Source organism: Acinetobacter sp. ANC 4558 (assembly GCF_002135375.1).
Taxonomy (GTDB): domain Bacteria; phylum Pseudomonadota; class Gammaproteobacteria; order Pseudomonadales; family Moraxellaceae; genus Acinetobacter.
In genome coordinates this window covers 29,694-50,772 of sequence record NZ_NEGH01000011.1, presented here as the reverse complement: position 1 = coordinate 50,772, position 21,079 = coordinate 29,694, and the positions used below count along the sequence as shown (strand labels likewise).

18 protein-coding genes and 3 pseudogenes are annotated in these 21,079 nt (G+C 33.8%); 3 read left to right on the top strand and 18 right to left on the bottom strand.

The window, feature by feature from the left end; genetic code table 11:
* The first annotated feature begins 31 nt into the window (after nucleotides 1-31).
* From B9T31_RS13310 to B9T31_RS13300, 3 genes are all read left to right on the top strand, one after another.
* Entirely contained in the window at nucleotides 32-820 is a 789-nt protein-coding gene (locus B9T31_RS13310; RefSeq protein ID WP_086182431.1) for a TorF family putative porin, read from the top strand.
* A gap of 269 nt (nucleotides 821-1,089) precedes the next feature.
* Nucleotides 1,090-1,503, top strand: coding sequence for a hypothetical protein (locus B9T31_RS13305; RefSeq protein ID WP_086182430.1), 414 nt, complete (start codon nucleotides 1,090-1,092; stop codon nucleotides 1,501-1,503).
* Nucleotides 1,481-2,290, top strand: a complete 810-nt coding sequence (locus tag B9T31_RS13300; protein WP_086182429.1) for an AraC family transcriptional regulator — start codon at nucleotides 1,481-1,483, stop codon at nucleotides 2,288-2,290. The genes B9T31_RS13305 and B9T31_RS13300 overlap by 23 nt, the downstream gene beginning before the upstream one ends.
* Nucleotides 2,291-2,384: 94 nt before the next feature.
* Here the strand turns inward: B9T31_RS13300 and B9T31_RS13295 are convergent, their stop codons facing one another.
* The 18 genes and pseudogenes from B9T31_RS13295 to mdcC form a co-directional block, all read right to left on the bottom strand.
* Nucleotides 2,385-4,241: a lipase family alpha/beta hydrolase gene (locus tag B9T31_RS13295; protein WP_086182428.1), complete on the bottom strand. Its 1,857-nt coding sequence runs from the start codon at nucleotides 4,239-4,241 to the stop codon at nucleotides 2,385-2,387.
* A 10-nt stretch (nucleotides 4,242-4,251) separates the two neighbouring features.
* Nucleotides 4,252-5,253 (bottom strand): T6SS immunity protein Tli4 family protein, encoded by a 1,002-nt coding sequence (locus B9T31_RS13290; RefSeq protein ID WP_086182427.1) that lies wholly within the window; start codon nucleotides 5,251-5,253, stop codon nucleotides 4,252-4,254.
* Nucleotides 5,246-7,987: a type VI secretion system Vgr family protein gene (locus tag B9T31_RS13285; RefSeq protein WP_086182426.1), complete on the bottom strand. Its 2,742-nt coding sequence runs from the start codon at nucleotides 7,985-7,987 to the stop codon at nucleotides 5,246-5,248. Before B9T31_RS13285 ends, B9T31_RS13290 begins: the two co-directional genes overlap by 8 nt.
* A 617-nt stretch (nucleotides 7,988-8,604) precedes the next feature.
* Nucleotides 8,605-8,826: a hypothetical protein gene (locus B9T31_RS13280; RefSeq protein ID WP_086182425.1), complete on the bottom strand. Its 222-nt coding sequence runs from the start codon at nucleotides 8,824-8,826 to the stop codon at nucleotides 8,605-8,607.
* A 1,373-nt stretch (nucleotides 8,827-10,199) separates the two neighbouring features.
* A complete protein-coding gene (locus tag B9T31_RS13270; protein ID WP_086182423.1) occupies nucleotides 10,200-10,451 on the bottom strand; it encodes a hypothetical protein in 252 nt (83 codons plus the stop codon).
* Nucleotides 10,452-10,743: 292 nt separating this feature from the next.
* Nucleotides 10,744-12,650 (bottom strand): annotated as a pseudogene (locus tag B9T31_RS18070) (hemagglutinin repeat-containing protein); the annotation flags it as partial.
* Nucleotides 12,632-12,799: a POTRA domain-containing protein gene (locus B9T31_RS13250; RefSeq protein ID WP_265733387.1), complete on the bottom strand. Its 168-nt coding sequence runs from the start codon at nucleotides 12,797-12,799 to the stop codon at nucleotides 12,632-12,634. The gene B9T31_RS13250 and the pseudogene B9T31_RS18070, both read right to left, overlap by 19 nt.
* A 28-nt stretch (nucleotides 12,800-12,827) precedes the next feature.
* Entirely contained in the window at nucleotides 12,828-13,181 is a 354-nt protein-coding gene (locus B9T31_RS17930) for a hypothetical protein (RefSeq protein WP_213033238.1), read from the bottom strand.
* A gap of 178 nt (nucleotides 13,182-13,359) precedes the next feature.
* Nucleotides 13,360-14,106 carry an IS5 family transposase gene (locus B9T31_RS13240; protein WP_086182419.1) on the bottom strand — a complete coding sequence of 249 codons (747 nt, stop codon included), beginning with the start codon at nucleotides 14,104-14,106 and terminating at the stop codon, nucleotides 13,360-13,362.
* A 192-nt stretch (nucleotides 14,107-14,298) separates the two neighbouring features.
* Nucleotides 14,299-14,764, bottom strand: a pseudogene (locus B9T31_RS13235) (type I restriction endonuclease subunit R, EcoR124 family); the annotation flags it as partial.
* A pseudogene (locus B9T31_RS18255) lies at nucleotides 14,763-14,834 on the bottom strand (hypothetical protein); the annotation flags it as partial. The pseudogenes B9T31_RS18255 and B9T31_RS13235, both read right to left, overlap by 2 nt.
* 469 nt (nucleotides 14,835-15,303) lie before the next feature.
* Entirely contained in the window at nucleotides 15,304-16,641 is a 1,338-nt protein-coding gene (locus B9T31_RS13230; RefSeq protein ID WP_086182418.1) for a Na+/H+ antiporter NhaA, read from the bottom strand.
* A gap of 86 nt (nucleotides 16,642-16,727) precedes the next feature.
* Nucleotides 16,728-17,642, bottom strand: a complete 915-nt coding sequence (locus tag B9T31_RS13225; protein WP_086182417.1) for an acyltransferase domain-containing protein — start codon at nucleotides 17,640-17,642, stop codon at nucleotides 16,728-16,730.
* Nucleotides 17,620-18,498, bottom strand: a complete 879-nt coding sequence (gene mdcB, locus B9T31_RS13220) for a triphosphoribosyl-dephospho-CoA synthase MdcB (RefSeq protein ID WP_086182416.1) — start codon at nucleotides 18,496-18,498, stop codon at nucleotides 17,620-17,622. Before mdcB ends, B9T31_RS13225 begins: the two co-directional genes overlap by 23 nt.
* Nucleotides 18,499-18,501: 3 nt before the next feature.
* Complete coding sequence (gene mdcG, locus B9T31_RS13215; RefSeq protein WP_086182415.1) at nucleotides 18,502-19,146, bottom strand: malonate decarboxylase holo-[acyl-carrier-protein] synthase; 645 nt, start codon at nucleotides 19,144-19,146, stop codon at nucleotides 18,502-18,504.
* Nucleotides 19,147-19,159: 13 nt separating this feature from the next.
* Nucleotides 19,160-19,876 (bottom strand): biotin-independent malonate decarboxylase subunit gamma, encoded by a 717-nt coding sequence (mdcE, locus tag B9T31_RS13210; RefSeq protein WP_086182414.1) that lies wholly within the window; start codon nucleotides 19,874-19,876, stop codon nucleotides 19,160-19,162.
* Nucleotides 19,873-20,769, bottom strand: coding sequence for a biotin-independent malonate decarboxylase subunit beta (locus tag B9T31_RS13205; RefSeq protein WP_086182413.1), 897 nt, complete (start codon nucleotides 20,767-20,769; stop codon nucleotides 19,873-19,875). The genes mdcE and B9T31_RS13205 overlap by 4 nt, the downstream gene beginning before the upstream one ends.
* A complete protein-coding gene (gene mdcC / locus B9T31_RS13200) occupies nucleotides 20,762-21,079 on the bottom strand; it encodes a malonate decarboxylase acyl carrier protein (RefSeq protein ID WP_086182412.1) in 318 nt (105 codons plus the stop codon). Before mdcC ends, B9T31_RS13205 begins: the two co-directional genes overlap by 8 nt.

Genomic DNA, 21,079 nt, shown 5'->3' with positions numbered 1-21,079 from the left:
AATTATCTTTCAAATGTAAAAGGAAATTTTAATGAATGGTTTTGGAAAACCTACTATTTTAATGGCTGCATTATCTTCAATGGTATTTTTTACAGCAAATGCTCAAGCAGATACAAACGATGACATCAAAATTAATGGCTATATTCGAGCTGTATCTGCATATGTCTCTAAAGGCTCAACCAACAACCCAGAAAATGACAATGCTACGCTACAAGCTTTTTTAAATGCGAGTTATAAAGGTTTTTATAGCGCATGGTGGGGTTCAAAATTAGATACTTCGGTTAAAGCATTACAAACTGGAGAACCTGCTCCAGCACCAGACTATTACGAAAACTTGTTTTTAGTGGGGTATAATAATAAATATCAAGATTTACATTATGATATTAATTTAACAACATTTTACTATCCTGGCGGTAAAAACTCGACGGGTCTTGCATCACGGGTTCGTTTAAGCCATCCGATCAATAAGAAGACAGGTAATTCAGTCGGTATTTTTGTTGAAACCTATTTAAATGATGTATTTTATATGAATAAAGGCGATACCTATGTCGAACTTAATTATAATCAACCTTTAGCTCAAAAATTTATACTTGATTTATCAACGGGTCTAAACTATTACACACAAGATGGAAAAACCCAATATCGACCAGTAGACAATACACCAAAACATTTTGTCTTTCGACATGCTTCAATTCAACTTTCACATCCAGTCATTAATGAGAATATCAATGCTTGGATAAAATATATTATTGGTGGAGAAAATCGAGCGGCAGCCCATCAAAAAAATATGGCAGTTTTTGGCATTCAATATAATTTCTAAAAAATATCATTTAAGTTTTCACTTATTCATCAACTTTAATTTTGAATTCGGTAATGAATTATTATCGTTGGATTACTGAATTCAAAATTTAAACAATCCACATCAAATACAAAAATTAAAAGAATCGTTTGCTACAAAATATCCAAATTATGACATTTTCTGAAGTCAAATGGCTGAAATGATAAATGTTATGGCGCATTATAAAAATAATTTAGACGGATATTACACTAAAATAAAAAAGAATCATTATCATTTATAGAGTATATTCGATGTATATTACCGATAAAACTGAGTTTCCAATCATTACCATCAGTTATAAATCTACAGATAAGCAATCTGTTGAAGATGTATTGGCAAAATTTGATGCACTATTAGCAAAACGTCAAAAATTTCTATTTATAAGCGAAGGTTCTTTTGATGAAGCAGAAAATGAGCAAGATTACGAATCACGTAAAAAAATAGTAACTTGGGTAAAAGCCAATCGACAAACACTATCGAAATATATTCTGGCACTGATTCATCTTGAACAAGACTCAGAACAAAGAGTAAAAATGGAACATTTTTCTAAAATGTATATCACCTTTTCAGGTTATCCTATGCATATTGTCAGCCATCAAAATGAATTAGATCGCCTTGTAACGCAATTACTTAATTTAAACTATGATTGTCAAAAACTTAACTGATATTCACCCACTTAATCAGCCCAAACAGGCGGTTAATGTCATCAAAGTTGCCCCTATTACACCTGATTGGGAGTTAGGCGTTCATCACCATGCATCTGGTCAACTCATGGCAACCATTTCAGGTCTAATTACGCTATCGACAGACATCGGTATTTGGATTATTCCACCTAAAACCGCGATTTGGATTCCTGCCAATATGCAGCATTCAGCAACGGGAATCGGCATTTCAACTTGCTACATTGTTTTCACTTCAGAAGAACAACTATCTCACCATAATTGTCAAATCATTCATACCAATGATTTATTTACTCAATTATTAAAACGCGCTGAAACAATGAATCAAAACTATTCATCGAACAGTCCAGACTCTCGTTTAATATCGGTATTAATAGATGAAATTTGTCATGCGCCTCCACAAGAACTTTATCTTCCTTTACCAACTGATAAACGTTTAAAAGTTTTGACTGATACATTATTACATCAACCAGATTTAAAAATTAGTTTAGTAAAATGTGCAGAACAATGTCATATGAGTGAACGTAGTTTAACTCGGATATTTAAAAGAGAAACTTCTCTTTCTATTCATGATTGGCGTAGACGATTACATATCATCCTTGCATTACAAATGCTAAATGATCGTAATAACATTACATATATCGCAAATAAACTAGGATATGTCTCAGAAAGTTCATTTATTACGATGTTTAAAAAAGTAATGAAATATTCACCTAAAAAATTCATGATCAAATATCTCAATGAAGATACTGAAAACCTAAATCATTCATAACCATATAGATAAAATAATACTCTAAATCATAATACCCATTAAAGCCCAATTTATTTCAATCACCATCACTGGTTTTACCTCATTATTGTCAACTTTAATCTTTTTTCATTTCACTAAAAATTTTAGCAATACAATAAAGTGTATTCAATTGAACATCATCATTATCATAACTACTCGCATGTTCATAACCATTAATAATAAAAGTATTTTTTAAATTCCGATTTACAGCCTTAACATCTTGTCCAGATTGATAACATACGGTGCCGTCGCCAGGTGAAGTGGGTTTAATATCTAAATAAAAAGTTGCTTTATGTGTTTTAGAAATACCTGACTTCTCATCTAAAATAATTTCTCTAACACCATCTTTTTTATATGCATTATCATTTAAATTGTAGGTTTTAGAATCCTTTACAATGACATCGGTTTCATTTTTTTCAAATTGAGTTTCATCACGCTCTTTCGTTTGGGGTTGAATATTCGGCAATTGAATTAATTTTTTCTTTCCATATAAGTTCATTAACTCAATTAATTCATTTTCACTCTTAATATTTAATGTTTCTTTACAACGCCAAACAACCTGACCATATGACTTAAAATTCGTATCTGATCCATAATGTGCATAACTATTTTCATGATATGAATCTGCAATGTGTTTATGTAATTTATTAACAATATCTATATTTTCACGATAAACATCAAAAATGTCCTGTAATTTTTTTTTCTCAGCTTCCTTTTTCATTAATCCAGCAGGATCAATAAAATCAGGGTTCATCATGGCCCACCATGTATTTTTTCTTTTATATATTTCAGTATAAGGATCATTTGTTTTCGGCAAAGTAGCTGTAATTTCACCATTTGGAGTGTTGGCTTTAATAGTTAACCACGCCTTTGTATTACCTGAATTATCAGGATTTAGATAATTTGAAAAAGGTAATAACTCCAAACCGCCAGGTGCACTGGCTAATGTGGCAGTCAGTCGTTCTGATGTATCTCCAAACATAAATTTGGTGATCCAAGCTGTAATGCTATTTTTAATACCTGTAGATGCTTTCCAACCATCCCATCCCACTGTAATACGTTGATAGACCGCAGGTGCGCCACTCGCAGGCATCACACCATGTACCACGCCTGCAATTTTATCTTTAACTTTGTCATTTTGAATTAAAGCTCGGGTAACCAATCCTCCCATAGAATGAGTCACTACAATAAACTTCTTAAATTTTGCAGTAGGATGCTCTTTTTTAATTTGCGCCATGATCTCATTATTCATACGATCCGCAACATTATCTGCAGATAACCTATTGCTTTGTAGCCAGTTATATCCACAGGCAAAAACAGGAAATGTATAATCTGCTAAGGATTCATGCTGTTCTACCTTTAATAGTTCAGTTACTTGAGAGCTTAACCATTTATCCAATAATTTTTGAGTCTGCTTATTGCCAGGTGAAACAATTTTTTCCCACTCACTGGTTCCTTTAAACTCTCCTTCCTTCTGTTCCTTGATCGTTTTAAAAGGCTGATTCAATTGACTTTCTAAATACATCAAAACATTCGGGTACCCAACAGGAATGACCGAGCCCCAACCACGTGCACGAGCAAGATCTTCCGTTATATCGGAAATCATCTTTTTATTTAGCTTGATGTCCCCATCATACCCAACTTGTGTTGCTTCAGGGTTCAATGCTATTTGTCGTTCTTTCGCATCACGAATACTATATTTTCGGATGGTTGAAAGAGATATTTTCGGATACCAAACTTTTTCTTTGTTATCATTCTTTAGATTCGACCCCATAATTCCTGGAATAAAAATAATGGGTACCACATATTTAATCGGAGCAGGAACTTCACATTCTGTATTCACACTATCTGGCGTGGTCTGAGAAATGTAACTTAATCTTCCATGTTGTTGGATTTTTTCATATGCATCATGCGTATAGCTATTATTGGACATGATCTTTCTCTTAGAATTTACGGATCGTTTTTAAAATAGACTCATAAAGCTTTAATGCATCTACCTGCGCCAGGCTAGCCGATTTATTTTCCTGAGTTTCGTAACCTGTATCTGTTTCAAACTCGATCAAAGGATCTTGGTTTTTTCTTGTGGTTCCCACATGTTCCCAAACTGCACTAATACCATTTTTACCTGTCATTTTTTGTACAGAAATCCATTCTTGTCCGGTTAAATGTTGTGTATTCTTTTCACCTTTACGAATTGTAGCAGGAGCTATTAAACGCCCTAAGCCTGCCTTTTTTAAATTTTGTTCAATTCTTGGAATAAGTGGCGTTACTACATCAAAAGTAGTTTCGCTTTTAAAACGTAAAACCAAAGTAGGGTATTTTTCAAAATCAAAGCCTAAGCTTTGTTCACTATACCTAAAAATTTTATCATTATCTTTAATAAATCCTTGATAAATACATTGCCCATTTTCTTTTGGAATTTCATTCTCAGCACGGTAGCGTAGGTCTTTAATTAAATGTTGCATCGCTTCATTGCTTTCTTTTGTAAATCTTGGAGTATCACTATGATTTCCTTCAATTAAAAATAAAGTATTTTTATCTAAAATGAACCCAAATACAGTAAAAGGACTTCCTTGATCTTTAGATTTTTTACCTTTTAGTGTTTTAGTCAATCGACCTGTATTTTTTTGTTCAGCGGGGTCTTCTGTAATAAACCAATCATACTCAGAATACTCTTTTTTCCTTTTTTGCACTGCTGCATCAAAATCTTGACGCGTCGCATTATCAATCACTTTGATAATAAATGAATCATATTGATCAAACCGCTTTAGAGGCTTTGCTTCTACTGGAATATCAACCACATAACGACCAATACAATAGGGCCTAGTTTTTTCTAAATTGATCATATTTTTACCTGTATTTTGTACTTGCGATTGTGCAGTAGATGTACAACTGATATTAAAGATACATCCTGTTAAGGCTAAAGCAGTGAGTAATTTATTCATCGGCATATCCTAATAATGTAATTATTGCCTTATTCATTGATAAAGACGTGACTTCTTCTGTTTTTCCTTCAGCATCCGTAATGCCTTCTATCACTTTGCCATCTTCTGTTTTTATACGATATTTCATATTTGGCATGGCTTTACCAATACGATTGCGAACAACAAATTGTTCATTATAATCCATCTGCATTTCTGGCATTTGAGCTAAGTCTGTACTTAAAGTACTTCCAGACATTGTTTTAATTTGACCAGCTTTTAAAGAGATAACCCCAGGACAAACAATATCAATATTTCCATCCGCAATTTTGATATACCCACCACCTGAAGCAAGTAAAATACCTTTACCACTCTCAACTTTGACATAGTCATTTAAGGCATACATATGCATTAAATTTTTTGAAGCAAGTTTCATATTGGCATCTTGTGCCTCTATCTCCACATCGCCTGCACCTGCCTTAATTTTTATTCCTGCTGCTTTAGCAAATAAGCTAATTTTATCAAGTGCATTTGCTAAAATTTGACGCCCTGAAAATAATTGAATATTACGAGGTGTCATCATTTCAATATGATTTTTTGCTTGAGAGACAATACCTTGCATGGTATTCAATACAATTGAATCTTTCGCATTTAATAATATATATGGTGTTTCTTCTGAATCATTCCAATTGGGTAATGCTGCTAAAATATTTTCTTGTAAATCTAATTCAGGCTCAGCGGTTAAATGCCCTTTTGTTAATTCAACCATCGACTCATTCGTCTTTTTATTAATTTCAAGCTCTTTCTGAATTTCCATTCGATCAAGCTGATGCCCAGATGCATTATTAGCTGATTCAGTGGTAATTAATATTCCTTGTGGTGCTCGAATAGCTCCCCATCGGTCTGATCTTAATTCAAAGCCCTCTCCACGACCATCACTTTCTGCTTGTTCTTTCGGGTGACTTAAATGTCCCAAATTAAGCTGTGTTGCGCCATGACTACTCTGTAGCTGTGCACTAATCTGATCTGTCGTATCATCAAAACGAAGTTGGTTAAAACCATCACCACCGACCTCTTTAGAGCGAATACCACTAAGCTTTTTGGTATTAGGTAATTGTCCTTTAATATCAAATTTAGTTGGATTGCGTTGCGCTTCATGAATGCGTCCAGTCACAAAGGGGCGGTCAATATTACCATCAAAGAAATCAATAACGACTATTTCATCTTTACGCGGTAAGAAACGTGCCCCATAACCTTCACCCGCCCAAGGTGTTAGTACATCTACCCAAGCCGAATCAGTATCATTGTCATTACTTCCTGCTCCACCATCATGACCATGATCGTCAGTTCGAGTAAATAAAAAGCGTACTTTGATTCGCCCCCATTCATCAACATAGATTTCTTCGCCATCACTTACTACTTTAGCACGTTGTACATAAGCCATTGGACGATGCTTTAAAGGATCATATTCTGGAACAAAATCAATACTACGTCTAATCACCACAAATTGATTGGCTTGACGTTCTTCTTTACGATCGTTATTTCTTTCCCAATGGTTTAAATGCAACAGTTTTTCAACTTGGTTTTGTATCTCTTTAGGAAAGTTATTTTGATTATAATAATGTTTAGATATAACTAAAAATTCTTGATCACTGCCACTATGATTCTTGTCAATCTCAGGATGGCCTATCATTTGAAACCAGTACCCTACTTGAATATCACGAACACTACTACAAACTGTGAAATACTTAGATTGTAGTGATTGATATTGGTTCAGTTGTTTATTTAATTTTTCAAGTTGGCTATTGCTGGCAGCTGTAGCTTGATCCTCTCCGTTTAAATCTCGAATCCAAGCAGGTGATATATTCCATGATTGTTCTAAGCTTAAACTTATGTTGTCATGTTGAGCACTTTGTTTATGCACACTCAATACACTACCACTCCCTTCTTCTTGAGAAAGAAGGTCAGCTTGCCAACGTTGTACGTGAATTGCCGTAGGTTGTAATTGTCGCTGTGCAACAAAACTTATAATACTGTCTTTTTGTTCGGTAGCATTGGAACGATGATAGCGAATTATTCTTCGAGTTAAAGCTGAAAACTGATCATTATGATCAACTAAACGTAATTTTTGAGGTTCAATTTTTTCTTCATTATTCTGGACAAAAGAATCTGTCTCATCAATCAACCAATTAATTGACTCTTCACGCATTAATCTGGTCAAATATTCATAATCTGACTCATTCGATTGCATTGAAAAAGGTCTTACATCATAAGTGTGATTTAAACCACTTAAATCTAGCTGCAAACTTGAAGCAAATAATTTACTTTTGTCTTGCCATTCTTTAAAAACAGTTTCAATAATTTCAATTGCACTCTTATTCATAAAAACACGACTATTTCTACGTTTATGCCAAAGTGCTGTTGAATCTTGTAAAGTTAGTCTAAAAAGTGACAGTGCGCCATCAGACTGTCCTTGACACGCTCCAGTAATAATTCCTGTAGTTCTAAATAATTGGCCTTGATCTGTCACTTGGTCTATAGCAACTTGACATCCAATAAACTGCTTCAATTCTATATAAGGATCTGTGGATAAGCAGATTAATTCTGCTGACTGCCCTTCGTTAATACGTTGATAACCATCAATTCGTTGCAAGACTACTTTTTTGTTAAGTGATAAGTTATTAAATGTAATATGAATTGCTCGATTTTGAGTTTTACTACCAAATTTATCTAAAATGGGTAAAATATCATTCAACATCTTTCTTTCTAATTAGTTTTAATTAACAGTATCTTAATAAATACTTATCTTTAGTCAACACTCTACACTACTTCGACAATTAATTGACATACTAGCATTTCATACTCGATTATTAGATTAATGCTAATTCATGAGCAATATGGAAAAATATAGAATTCCTCAAAATACTTCTATCACATTTTTATCAAATCAGACTAAATCTATAGAAAACCCTTCTTATTCAGAATTTTTCAATCCACTTCCAAACATCATTCTCAGATGTTTTATAGAATCAAATCTGGATAGAGCGAACTATTCTGAGCAGTATTTATCAAAATCTTTTGATCCTAGATTTAAATGGGAACTCCATTCAATTTTAATTCATGATAATACAACCCTACTGTTTTAAAACATGCAAAATTTAAATGCCTTTTTTACTTTAATATTAACAGTTTAATTGCTGCGTCATGTGCTAAATTGATTTTTATTGCAGTAGTTTTTCGAATTAAATTAAGTGTTCCATCATATAAAAAACATAAATCAGACCAATGAATATCATTAGTAACCCTTACCCCCAGCCCTTTAAATGTAGAAAATCCGCATAATATGTTGAATGTATAGCCACTATTGTCGTAGCCTCAGAAGCATACTTTTTGAATTTTTTTTATTTTTATTAACGTATTTCCATCTTTACCATACCATCCCCATATTTTCCCACCAATAAAATCATGAGTACCTGCAAATGATTTAACGAACATATCAGACCAACTACCAGATTCGTAAGGAATCACACTCCCTTTGAGTAAATACCATCCTCCTTTAATTAGTTGAAAGCCGCCTGTTGAACCAAATATGTCCAAAAATGGTCATATATTTGGATCAGCATCTAATATTGATTGAAATGTTGGATAGCTCTTATTGCCTATAAAAGTTTAATTTCCCTGAGTATTTGTTACTAGGTTGTCTTTGACATCATTTTCGCACAGTACATTACCTTTATCACAAATTATATCAGTATCTAAATAGACACTTTAAATGGGTTCCAACAATCCATCTTTGTATAAGTGTATTATGTTAATTTTAGGAATTTTTAATTTATTAATTAAATAAAACCCCTAATGAACGAATTTATTACTTATTCGAAAATTCACTATTTAAATATTTAAACTAATACAACTTATATGCAAAATATATGAATATTGCTAATGTCATAACTAATAAAAAAAATCTCATAAAAATATCAAAAGAATTAGAGTCCGAATTAAATTATGGATACCCTATAGGCGAACCATTATATATTGAAACAACGAAGGTAATATAGGATATTATTAGATATAAAGCGTCCTCATTAAAGTTAAGAGTTTTAGATATTACAATTCATTTTATTAATAAGAAAATAAAAATAATAGTTAAGAAATTATAATCGTTTTACGATCTTTCCCCATTACATAATTTATTAATATAATCTTAACCATACTTATTATCCAGGTTGTTTAGGATTTTTTGCACATTGGCAGATTGCCTCTATACCTTGCATATGCATCCTTCTCGCCATTTAGCTGACTCTTATTTAATGAAATTCCCTTCGCTTAAAATTAAACTTAATCATAATTTTTACAACACTCCTTATTTTAATTTTAAAACCCTTCAAATTAATTTGAAAAATCCAATTTTTTATGTATTTCTTTTAATTCACTATTAAAGTTAAATTCTTAATCTTTAAAACGAATTTTAATATTGTGCTTTTTTACATAAAAATCAATAGTATTGAGTATTTCATGATAATCATCATTTTTGAACCTCAATACTCCAAGATAATTTTAATTCTTTTCTGCTATTTATAATACATCTATACATGATATTATTAGAGCTGTAATCAACTTGCCTTATAAAGTAGATATATTCTACATCATTCTAGTTTAAAAACTTTTTTTTCAAAAACAATGTTCTAAATAAAGCTCCATATTCATTAATATAAATTGGGAAAATCATTGCAAAACCAAATATCACTAGTAAAAAATCTTCTATCACAGTAAATAACAAGAGTAATATGTTAAGAGTACCATTTAAAAGAAGGTTATCAACCCCTTCTCTAAACACAAAGAAACATAAAAGAATAAATACAACCATCATTAAAATAGTCATTATTATGTGTACAATTATATCACTTGACCTATAGATAATATCAGGCCCATTCATATATTTATTATGATTAACATTTTTATTATTTCTTTTAAACATTATTATTATCTTTAGGTTTTACTTTTTGGATTTTTTCGGCTCCAATACCTATTACAGCAGAATTAATATCAACAATGATATTTGCAACTTTAGAATTTGTTCCAGAAGACGAAATTGCAGCTCGACCGCTATTTTTTGGAATTAGTGCCCCAACAACTCCCGATTTTATAATATTATTAGTTAAAGGATCGCTATTTAAACCATTATTAATAACAATTCCTGCTATTCCACCGAATTTCCCCATTGAATCCTACAGCTTTGGCTATTTCATTTAATTTTCTAGTCTGTGATAATGAAATAAATATCCATTTTCCACTTTGATAAACTCTATATCCTCCAGATACTGGAGTAGCGCTTGCAACAAGATTAAGCCATGCCTGACCTCCATGTTTAATAATATCTGCATTATCCAGCAAAGTTCCACGTGTATAACTATCTAATGCTTTTAAAATATCTTCATTACTATAATTTTTTCCATGTACATTTTCAGCTAATGACTGTGCTCCTTTTCCCCACTCTTGGTTAACAGGAAGTGGAATATCCATATTATTATTTTCCACGGCATTCTGAGCTACTTGCCCACTTTGCACTGTCGAACCAATATCTCCTGTGCTTGCACCAACACCCGAAGCAATTAAACCTGTAATTGAGCTGATCGTTCCCTTTTCATCCGCAGTTAAATCACTTGGCTTCTTACCATATAAATATTGCGCAAGGATTGGCGCTGAGGCTTCTGCACCACCGGTAGATAAACCTGCTGTCAATGCATCATTGCCACCAGCTGCGACAACGGCTGCACCTAGTAAGGTATGTGCAAGGATGTGGCTGCACTTCCTTCGGCATCTTTTCCTTTAAAGTACTGTCCAATCTCATAACTTGCTGTTGGACTGAGGGCTGCTGCAACAGTATCTAAAACCAATCCAAGCTTTTGGTAGTTATCTACCGTTTGATAGTACACTTTTAGTTGTTCTTGATCCTGTACAGTTAAAGTCTGCTTATTCTTTTCTTTTTCAAGTACATCAGCATATTCTTTTTTAATATTATCTAACTTTTTATTGATTTCTTGCTTCGCTTCTTGACGATTGGCATCAAATTGCTGTGTCACTGAAACTTGTAAATTAATCTCACTTTGAACTTTGTCTTTGTCAAAGTTGTTCTTTAACGCTCCACTGTTTTCTTTGGCATTGTCTGTAGTGATATTCGTATAGATTTCAGATTTCATCTGCTCTGCTGTTTTACCAGTCAGTGCTTGTTGCCCTTGTTCCTCTGTAATCGTAATGTTTTTGGTATTCACACCACTCTTGGTCACACTGTTGTCATAATCACTATCTAAACCAAAACCAATCGATTTACCTGATCCTTTATTTCCTTCATTGTTAAGTACTACTCCTTGATCTCTTGATGGTGCCTTTTGACCAAGACTTTCACCACTAACGCTCATCTTTCCACTTAGACCAATCCCTTTGGTATCATATTCACTCACATTTTTGATGTCTGAAGCGGTAAGTGTTCCTGTGCTCAGTGTATTCTTGCCAGCATCTTCTGCTTTTTGGGTTGAAGTAATAATGGCACCTTTTAAATCAGTATTATTTGTAACATTAATTTGATAACCATCATCCCCTGCATAAATTCCAGACTGCTCATTCACCGATGCATAGTTGGCATCAATATTTGATTTACTTGCACTGATTGAGGCACTTCCCCCACCGGTACCAATCGTAAATTGACCCGAAATATTTTCCTGTTTGGCTTTATAGGTTATTTTATCTTGCAGACTTTCGATATTCAGTTCTTTAGCAGTCAGTTCAATGCCTTTGCCTTGCACCTGACCACCAATAATATTCGCCGCATTGCCACTATTGATAACTGTTTGACTCTCTTGAGAGCCCACATGGCTATTCAAATAACTGGTTTCTTCTCCATTGCCTGAACCTTTTCCTAAATTACCACCAGCCGTCACACCAAAAGCAAAACCACTTTGTCCGTAACTAATGGCAACACCCGCATTCCAGCCTGAACTTTTATTTCCAGATTCTTCTGAACTATTCTGCTCAAAGGCTTTGATATTAATGTCATTGTCTGCAATTAAAGTGGTGCCCTGTTGACCCAATACATCTGATCCAATAATATTAATATTTGATTGCTCACCTGCGCCTGTCGCCACAATATTGGTTTATCCACCTGCATAAACTTGGCTCGATGCACCTGTGGTACTTTCAGTGTGACTAAAACTTGTATCTTTTTGTTTGCCATACATAATACTGGCACTAACATTCGCTGCCTCTGACAAGTTTTGGGCACTCGTCGCTGCATCTTTTAATTGAGCCAATGACTGTCCTGCTTTATATGCATTAAAGCCTGCATTGGCTGCTGCCATTGCATTCACACGGTCATTTTTGCTTTGACCGACTTGTTTGGTCGCATCTACAGCAGTTTGAATTGAATACGACCTGCATGGGTATGAATATCATCGCTTAAATCAATTTTAATCTCACCCAATAAACCTGGGATCACCGTCAGTTCAAGTTTGCCTGAGCTTAAGTTTTGTGGAGCAACTAAAATACGCGTAGTGGTATAACCCTCCCCAATCATCAAGTTCTGTGTTTGGCTCATCAGCAGATTAATTCTCTGCTCCCCCCATACATAAACCATCTTTAAATTCTAATCCTTTTAAAGTCTGTTTTAGATATTTTTCAAACCGGATGCTCATATCTCCGTTTAATTTGACTTGATGAATCGGAAAACAATTCTGATCTTCAATTTCTTGAAATGTAATAGGTGATTTATTTTGTGCTTGTTCTAACAAGACATCTCGTTGTGGTTGAGTAATTTTTTCAAGTTCGGTTTGGCGTTGTTGATTCTGAATTAAACCATCAACGGCTGGGTCAAAGTCCTGTGCTAAAGATAGACCAGATATACTAAAGGCACAGATTATTAAAAATACAATCTGGATTTGTTTTTTATTGTTATACATTTTATTTTTATTAACAATCATATTGTTTTTACAATATGTGCTTTTTTAATTTTCACATTTAGCTAGCTAAAATTTAATGCACTAAAATACATTTTATTGCTATTTTAAATACTCTTTTGAGGTGGTGGTAGTTTAACTGACTAAATCTATTTATAAAAAATTAGGGTCTGTTGACATTTCATAATGGCAACCACATGTATATGCAAGCTAAAGCAACCGCATTTTCATAATTACGTTTTAGCTTGTCATATCGAGTTGCTATTCCTCTAAATTGCTTCAATCTTGCAAAAGTATTTTCCACTAAGTGCCTAATTTTATATAAATTCCAATCCATATGATTATTGTTGGACTGAGTATTTGACTTCCGTGGAATATTAGCTTCGGTATCTGTTGCTCTGATTTGCTCTCGTAATGGTTCAGAATCATAACCCTTATCTGCACATAAGACCTCAGTTTTTTCCAAATCTAATTTTTCAACTAGCTCAGGTGCAACCTTAACATCATGTGTTGTTCCATTCGTGATCATAATTTCAATTGGATTACCATAAGAATCAACGGCCAAGTGTATTTTTGAACTATTCCCACCAATGCTTTTTGATATAGCTTGATCTTTTAACCCAGCAGAGTGCTGATGCGCTCTAATATGAGAACTATCAATAAAAATCCACACTTTATCTGTATGTTTACTGATTAATTTAAATATTTTCAGCAGCTTATTATGTTTAGACCAACGACTATATTTTTTAAATATTGAATTTGGATTACCAAAATCTGGTGGTAAATCTCGCCATGGGCAACCTGTTCTAATTCGATAAAGAATAGCTTCAATAAAATTTCGAAGATTTCGTTTGAGATAAATATCAAAATTACGCAGAATAGTTTCTAACTTTGACCAGTGTTGATCATTCAGCATTGTACGAGGCATAGCGAGTAGTAAATTTGGTTTGGCGATTGAATTTTACTTACTCGCTATTTTTTATACATCAAATGTCAACAGACCCTAATCATTAACTGAAATATGTCTAAATATCATTACCCAATTTTACCCATGTTTCAAAAACATCGTATTTCCATGCAGCCATATGACTGTATGGATATATCAAAGTAGTCATTTTATTTAAAGCCCAGTATAAAATTTTTCAATAAATTGTCGTGTCTTCGCAAGTAATGCACTAAATACATTTTCTCGTTCAAATAGCTTGACTTTAAAATTAGGTAAATCAGTCAATTCTTCTTGGCGTGGTAATCGCTGGGTAAACTCATAGTTATCGAGTACTTTTTTCAGAACATCAGGCTTTAAGTTTTCTTGTTCACATAAATATTGATACGCCTGCTCTTTTTCTGCATCCCAAAACTCAGCAAATACTTGCGCTACATTCATTCTCCCCATTCAACATTTTAGGCATATTTTCAGCAATAAACTTTTCAATTAAGCCTTGCTTTTCATGAAGAGAGACATCGCTACCTATTAAATCATGTACTTGTGCTTCATCTTGCTGACGTTTATCTTCATTGTCTGAGTTTACAGCCATTTGTAGCAAATTGATGATATAGCCGACATTCACCAGATCACTATGTAAGACCATAAATCATATCGACATCTTTCACTTCACGTTTAACACGTAATAATAAAGAGCCCGAACCGCAAGTTGGAGCTTCATCTGTATTTACCCTTTATCTAGACTAAAAATAATTGGGTAAATTTTCCCAATTATTACCCACAAAAGGCAAAAATTGGGTCACACAGCTTAGGACAGTATCGGACAATACAGCCAATAAAAAAGCCATTAAATATTGAATTTAAAGGATTTTTCACATCCAGCCGAACATCTCTGAATTAAATTTTGGTGGAGATGGCAGGAGTTGAACTCACTTAAGCTCAACTCTATCTAGCGCTGTAAACAACAAGCAATTGAATATGCTTACTTTTATTTATTTCTCATTAATAACTAATAATAGAGTTTTAAATAAGTGTGGCAAAAAATGTGGCAATTAATTTTACCAAATTTTCAGTCAAATTTGATTTAATACACTGAGCCACAGGGCTACTTTATTTACATTCTAGAAATAAATTTAAATAAAGTACTTTCATATCAAAGAGAAAAATACTAAAGATTACAATTTAAAGAGACTTTATTTTCATGGAATAAATCACCCACAAACCAATAACCAATCCTAAAACTGCAGCAATACTCGAGCCTATCAGAATTCCAATTTTGGCTGAAGATAGTAGAATAGTATCTGTAAAAGCAAGGTTCGCAATAAAAATAGACATAGTGAAACCAATACCAGCTAAACAACTAATTAAAAATAACCAGTGATAATTAAAACCAGCAGGAACACGACCTAAGCCAATAAAAATAAAGAACCAAGTTGTTAAAAATATTCCTAATGGCTTACCAACGACTAATGCAATTGTGATTGCTACCATTATATTCATTGAACCCATCATTTCTAAATCTACATTACCAATATCCACCCCCGCATTAGCTAAGGCAAATAAAGGCATAATCAAAAAAGCGACCCATGGTGAAAATAAATAACTTACACGTTCTATAGGGTTAATAAGTTCTCGTTGAGCAAGCTTTAATTTCGTTACAGATTTCTGTGGGTCACTAGCCTCTGCATGTTTATATTCATTTAATATATTTTCAATTTGTTGCAAAGGACGAATAGAGTTTGGACGAGAGAATACTGGTGTCATCAAGCCAATTAACACACCTGCTAAAGACGGATGAATGCCAACTTTTAATAGGCCATACCAAATTAGAATACTTGGAAAAATATAGGGAAATATTGAAAAGATCCCCATTTTCTGTAATAGAATAATGATTGCTATACCAGCAATAAAATACCCCAAACCAACGGCATCTAAACCACTAGAATAAAATACTGCGATAATAAGAACAGCCACAATATCATCAATAATAGCTAATGTTAGTAAGAATATACGAACTGAAGATGGAACACTTTTACCAAGTAAAGCCAATACTCCTACAGCAAATGCAATATCTGTAGCTGTTGGTATTGCCCAGCCTTGACTAATGTTTGGTGAACTAATTGTCCAATAAATTAAAGCAGGTACTAAAACACCACCAAAAGCAGCCATAATAGGTAAAAATGCGACACGTAAATCAGCTAATGAGCCATCATATATTTCTCTACGAACCTCGAGTCCGACAACCAAGAAAAATATTGTCATTAAAATATCATTAATTATAAAATGTACGTCGGCTGAGAGTACCCAGCCAGCAATATTTAATGTAATCTCACTATGTAAAAAATTTTGATAGCTTTCTGCATATTGTGAATTTGCCCAAAACATTGCTATAACGGCAAATATTAATAACACCGTGCCTCCAATAGCTTCAATACTTTTTAGGCGATCACATAAAGAAAAGAACTTGTCTGTGGCTTTTTGTAATATAGGAATAGTAGATATTGACTGATGATCTTGCATATTTGTAAATCCTTTACATTTCATCCAATGTACTTAAATACCGATTTCATACTTTCATTGAAGATATCGGCATAAAATACGTTAACTCAACGTTCTAATAAGCGTTGCAACCACTCTTTTAAACCATTTATAGTTTTAAAATCATCAACTGACCTTGCAATGACATTTTGCTGAATTTCTAGCATCATTTTGCTTAATACATTACCTGGTCCAATTTCTAATACCACATCGGGTAAATTTTCTTTTAATGATTCCAAACATAAATTCCAATCTATTGCATGATCCATTTGATAACTAAGCATCTCAATAGCTTGAGATTGGTTATACAACTTAACACCTCCTGTCCCACTAATAAGGGGTGCTGAAAGTGATTTGAATTGTTGTTGATTTAGAAATGCCCGATATGGTGCTACTGCACTATACATAAGAGATGTATGCGAAGGAATTGAAACACTTAAGGTTTTAATCTGTGCGCCAGCTAACTTCGCTCGAAACTTCAATTCTTGAAGATTTGAAGATAAACCGCCAACAATGCAACTACTATCATTTAGCTTGATAGATAACTCTGTTTGTGTAAGTGTAAGTAGCTCATTTAATTGTTCTATATTTAATCCCTGAACAGAAACTAAACTGCCCTGCTCGCTTACCACGTCTGACATTAGTCGAGCACGTTCTCTTGCAAGTGCTAAACCTGTCGCTAGATCTGTTTCTGTAGAGCAAATTAAAGCACTCAGCTCACCCAAGGAATATCCAGAGAACGTACTAACCTCATCAACTATAGTTTTAATATTTTTCCATCTACACCATTGCAATGCAAAAATAAAAGGTTGAGCAAATTGATTGTCGTAAATATCTAATTGCTGTAAATCTTTTTCAAATATTTCAGGAAGACCTTGTTGCAAGCACGCTCTGATTTCATCATCATCACTATAAGTCAATAATTCATCAATATGCTTCCACGTTTGTAATCCCTGTCCACTAAATAATATTGCGAAATTCATGTTCTACCTTGTATAAAAATAAGGTGACACCAAGCAAATCTGCACTACCGCCAGGGCTTAAACGCTGCTGTACAAAATAGTCACATATTTGCTGAGCTTGTTGCCGCCAATCTACTTGTAGGACTCCACCGGCTTGAAGGAAGTCTTTTGCCATATCTTGCACAATCAACAATGAAGATAGGCCTCCACGCCAAACAATATTAGTATCCTTAACATGCGCTATTAGGCTAAATAAAGTCTGTATACTCGATAATTCAATATCTTGCGTTTTCAAATATGTTCGTTTAAAACATGGCAATCCAATCTCGCGTACGGTAATAAATCCCGAGGCAACTTCTTCAATAGCACCTGTTATCCCATACTTCTCTCGCATTTGTTGTCCATGATTAGATTGATGACGTTTAAGATGATGTAATAATTTATGGTTCCAATTTAACTGTAATACTTTCGATATTTCTGAAGCTTTAACTTTTCTATTTTCTGCAACACATTTACCAATTGCTGCACAGGCAAATCCTAAATTGAAAATCGCACCTTTATGCGTATTAATATCTTTAGTTTCTTTTAGCATATCTTGTTCGGCTAATAAGCCGCGCTGTCTAATTCTTTCAAAATCTACGGCATGATAGCCATATAAAAATTGATCATGGCAATAACCTTTTAATGCGTTAATACTCAATAAAAATAATTTATGATCCATATCTGTATGACTACCACGGCTATTGCGACAAACCAAACCAGGTTTTAAATTTAAACTAACCTCTTCTAGAAGCGCTTCTTGTGCTAACTGATCAATCAAATGAGCAAAAGCATTAACATCTAAGTGAGTATCAAACTGTAATAACTGTGTCTGCATAGTTCATCCTAATATTTCTTTTAAAGGAAATAGCCCTATTCTATTAATTCCTTTCACAATAATTTTTTGTTCTATATCGGGTAAAATCTGAATTAGCTCATTAAAAGATACATGCCAATCTGGATGGATTTTTATTTCACCATCAATACATAAATTTGTTTGCTGTTTTAACTCTTGGACATGATTTAATATTACTTCTAAATTTTGTTCAGACTTTGGATATAACACGATATCTAAGTCGGAATTTGTATTGACATAATGCTCCTTGGTTAAATATTGATAAGCATAAGAGCCATAAACGTAAACCTCACATGCCATTATTTGCATTTGCTGAATGAAATTCAGAAACACTGGTGTCGATAACTCATTAAAACTTGGTAATATGTGATGTAATGCTATAGGGCGTGATATTTTAGAAATATCGGTTTGATTTACAGTTACTGCAACTCGATATTTCATCCCTGCAACAAAACAACTGATCGCCAGCTTAATATCTCCCTCATCAACATGATCTTGTCGACACACCGTGAATGGAACATTACCTTGCAATAAAGCTAGTACTTTCTCTTTTAGATGTTCAGTTAAGGAGTCTTCCAGAAAGTGTACATTTGCAGATTGACTTAAATAAGCTAAGTCATGGCGGTCCATTTATGTCTTTCCTTTAACTATGTAAAATTTTACTGATTACGTCATTACATAACAAACGACCTTGCCGCTGTTCAGCTAAGTTTCGACGTTGATCTATCTTAAAGTCTTCGATTCTTTGCCGCTGATTCAAAATTGCATTAGTGACTAAATCCATATTTAAATTTTTCCAAATTGAATTAATAGCACCCATTTTGTAAAAGTTTTCTACACCTGGTGCAAAAATAGCAGAACTTTTCGAAAGTGCCTGTAATTGATCAAAAGGAATTTTGGTCACACGTGACATGGCATTCAAGTCCATGACTTTAACTCGAGATTCATCTAATGCATAAATCTCATTCGCCATTAAGCCATATGATAAAAAGCCCCCACTAACAGCCTCACCTAAAATAAGCGAAAAATTAGGATGCTGCTCTCGACGGAGTAAATCGACACATGAAGCTAGATATGCAAAGGTGCGATTTAAACAAAGTAATTCATCTGTACGAGATAAAGCTTGACCTTGAGTATCTACAATAAACACAATAGGCGTTCTTTGTCCCAACCGAATTACATCCAAAATTTCATCTGCAATCTTTATCGCGATGTCTTGATTAATTGGTGCCGAATTGACTGTACCAATGATACGAACATGACCTTGTGCTGTATTTGCTTGCCCTTTTATAAAGTATCCATCAATTTCATAATTTAATTGATCAGGAAATAAAGCATTTAAAACTTGCTCTGTATTCATTGATTTAATCCTTTTTTAATTTCAGTCACTTGACTAGCTGACAACATTGGAATTTTTTCAGCAGGGTGAATACCCAAATCTTTCCAAATGTCTAAACCATCTTTATAACCAATCCATTTCTGATATTGCTGCTTCAAACTATTTTGCTGTTTAGTCAATGTATCAATATCAATATTCTTTGGTGGCGCTATCAACATCGTTAAAATTGCTTTCCGGATTTCATCCATATTGTCTTCGACTAAAGTATCCACATGCCCTAGTAAATAGCGATTCTTACCACCCATCACTCGCCAAACTAAAGCTCGATCTTTAGAATCAAACTCTTCAACACCTTTTACCGTTTCAATCACTTCTGGGCCTGACAGTGCTAGGCGGCCTTCTTCAGTCATAATGATATGACTACTTAAACAAGCACTAATACCCATGCCACCAAATGCACCACAAGTACCGCCAATCATCGTGATAATACGAATACCTGCATTACGCACAGCTAACATGGCACGCATAATTTCAGAAATTGCGATTAAACCTGCATTAGCCTCATGCAAACGCACCCCTCCAGAATCAACTAAAAAAACAACTGCTTGTGATTTATCTTTAATTGCTTTTAGTAATAGACCAACAATTTTTGCACCGTGAATTTCACCTACTGCCCCTCCCATAAATTGCCCTTCTTGCGCAATAATATGAATAGGTTGTTGATGAATACTTGCCGTACCAATCACGACACCATCATCAAAACTTCCAGAAATATCTAAAACTTGTAAATGTGGACTAAGATCATACTCACCAGGTTTTAGTATCTCTAAAAAACTGTTTTCATCGACTAACGCAGCAATACGCCCACGAGCTGTTTTTTCATAAAAACTATTTTTTATCCCTAAATTATTCATGCTCTGCCCCCTGTAGCATAACGACCGCTTGACTCAACCTTAAGCTCACTACCGCAGGAGTTGCACCCATATCATTTAATTGAAACTTATAGCCATTTACAGCATATCGTTGAGAAAACTCATTAAGTACTGCATACCAAACTTTTTCAAAACCAGTAGCTGATGTATTCACTTCAATCACACACTGATGTTGATTTTCTATTTTAGTTACTAAAATTTCTAAATTCCCAGAGCCTACAACACCACAAATTACTGATCGTTTTGTGGCACTCGGGCTGTTTGAGTCAAGTTGAAACTGTAATTTTTCCAT

Bases quoted from the DNA above. Each gene is read 5' to 3' on its own strand.
- B9T31_RS13290 (WP_086182427.1), bottom strand. From the start codon at position 5,253: ATGAATAAATTACTCACTGCTTTAGCCTTAACAGGATGTATCTTTAAT.
- B9T31_RS13230 (WP_086182418.1), bottom strand. From the start codon at position 16,641: ATGCAAGATCATCAGTCAATATCTACTATTCCTATATTACAAAAAGCC.
- mdcB (WP_086182416.1), bottom strand. From the start codon at position 18,498: ATGCAGACACAGTTATTACAGTTTGATACTCACTTAGATGTTAATGCT.
- B9T31_RS13250 (WP_265733387.1), bottom strand. From the start codon at position 12,799: ATGATTGGGGAGGGTTATACCACTACGCGTATTTTAGTTGCTCCACAA.
- B9T31_RS13225 (WP_086182417.1), bottom strand. From the start codon at position 17,642: ATGAATTTCGCAATATTATTTAGTGGACAGGGATTACAAACGTGGAAG.
- mdcC (WP_086182412.1), bottom strand. From the start codon at position 21,079: ATGGAAAAATTACAGTTTCAACTTGACTCAAACAGCCCGAGTGCCACA.
- B9T31_RS13285 (WP_086182426.1), bottom strand. From the start codon at position 7,987: ATGTTGAATGATATTTTACCCATTTTAGATAAATTTGGTAGTAAAACT.
- mdcG (WP_086182415.1), bottom strand. From the start codon at position 19,146: ATGGACCGCCATGACTTAGCTTATTTAAGTCAATCTGCAAATGTACAC.
- B9T31_RS13205 (WP_086182413.1), bottom strand. From the start codon at position 20,769: ATGAATAATTTAGGGATAAAAAATAGTTTTTATGAAAAAACAGCTCGT.
- B9T31_RS13240 (WP_086182419.1), bottom strand. From the start codon at position 14,106: ATGCCTCGTACAATGCTGAATGATCAACACTGGTCAAAGTTAGAAACT.
- B9T31_RS13305 (WP_086182430.1), top strand. From the start codon at position 1,090: ATGTATATTACCGATAAAACTGAGTTTCCAATCATTACCATCAGTTAT.
- mdcE (WP_086182414.1), bottom strand. From the start codon at position 19,876: ATGAATACAGAGCAAGTTTTAAATGCTTTATTTCCTGATCAATTAAAT.
- B9T31_RS13295 (WP_086182428.1), bottom strand. From the start codon at position 4,241: ATGTCCAATAATAGCTATACGCATGATGCATATGAAAAAATCCAACAA.
- B9T31_RS13310 (WP_086182431.1), top strand. From the start codon at position 32: ATGAATGGTTTTGGAAAACCTACTATTTTAATGGCTGCATTATCTTCA.
- B9T31_RS17930 (WP_213033238.1), bottom strand. From the start codon at position 13,181: ATGTATAACAATAAAAAACAAATCCAGATTGTATTTTTAATAATCTGT.
- B9T31_RS13300 (WP_086182429.1), top strand. From the start codon at position 1,481: ATGATTGTCAAAAACTTAACTGATATTCACCCACTTAATCAGCCCAAA.
- B9T31_RS13270 (WP_086182423.1), bottom strand. From the start codon at position 10,451: ATGGGGAAATTCGGTGGAATAGCAGGAATTGTTATTAATAATGGTTTA.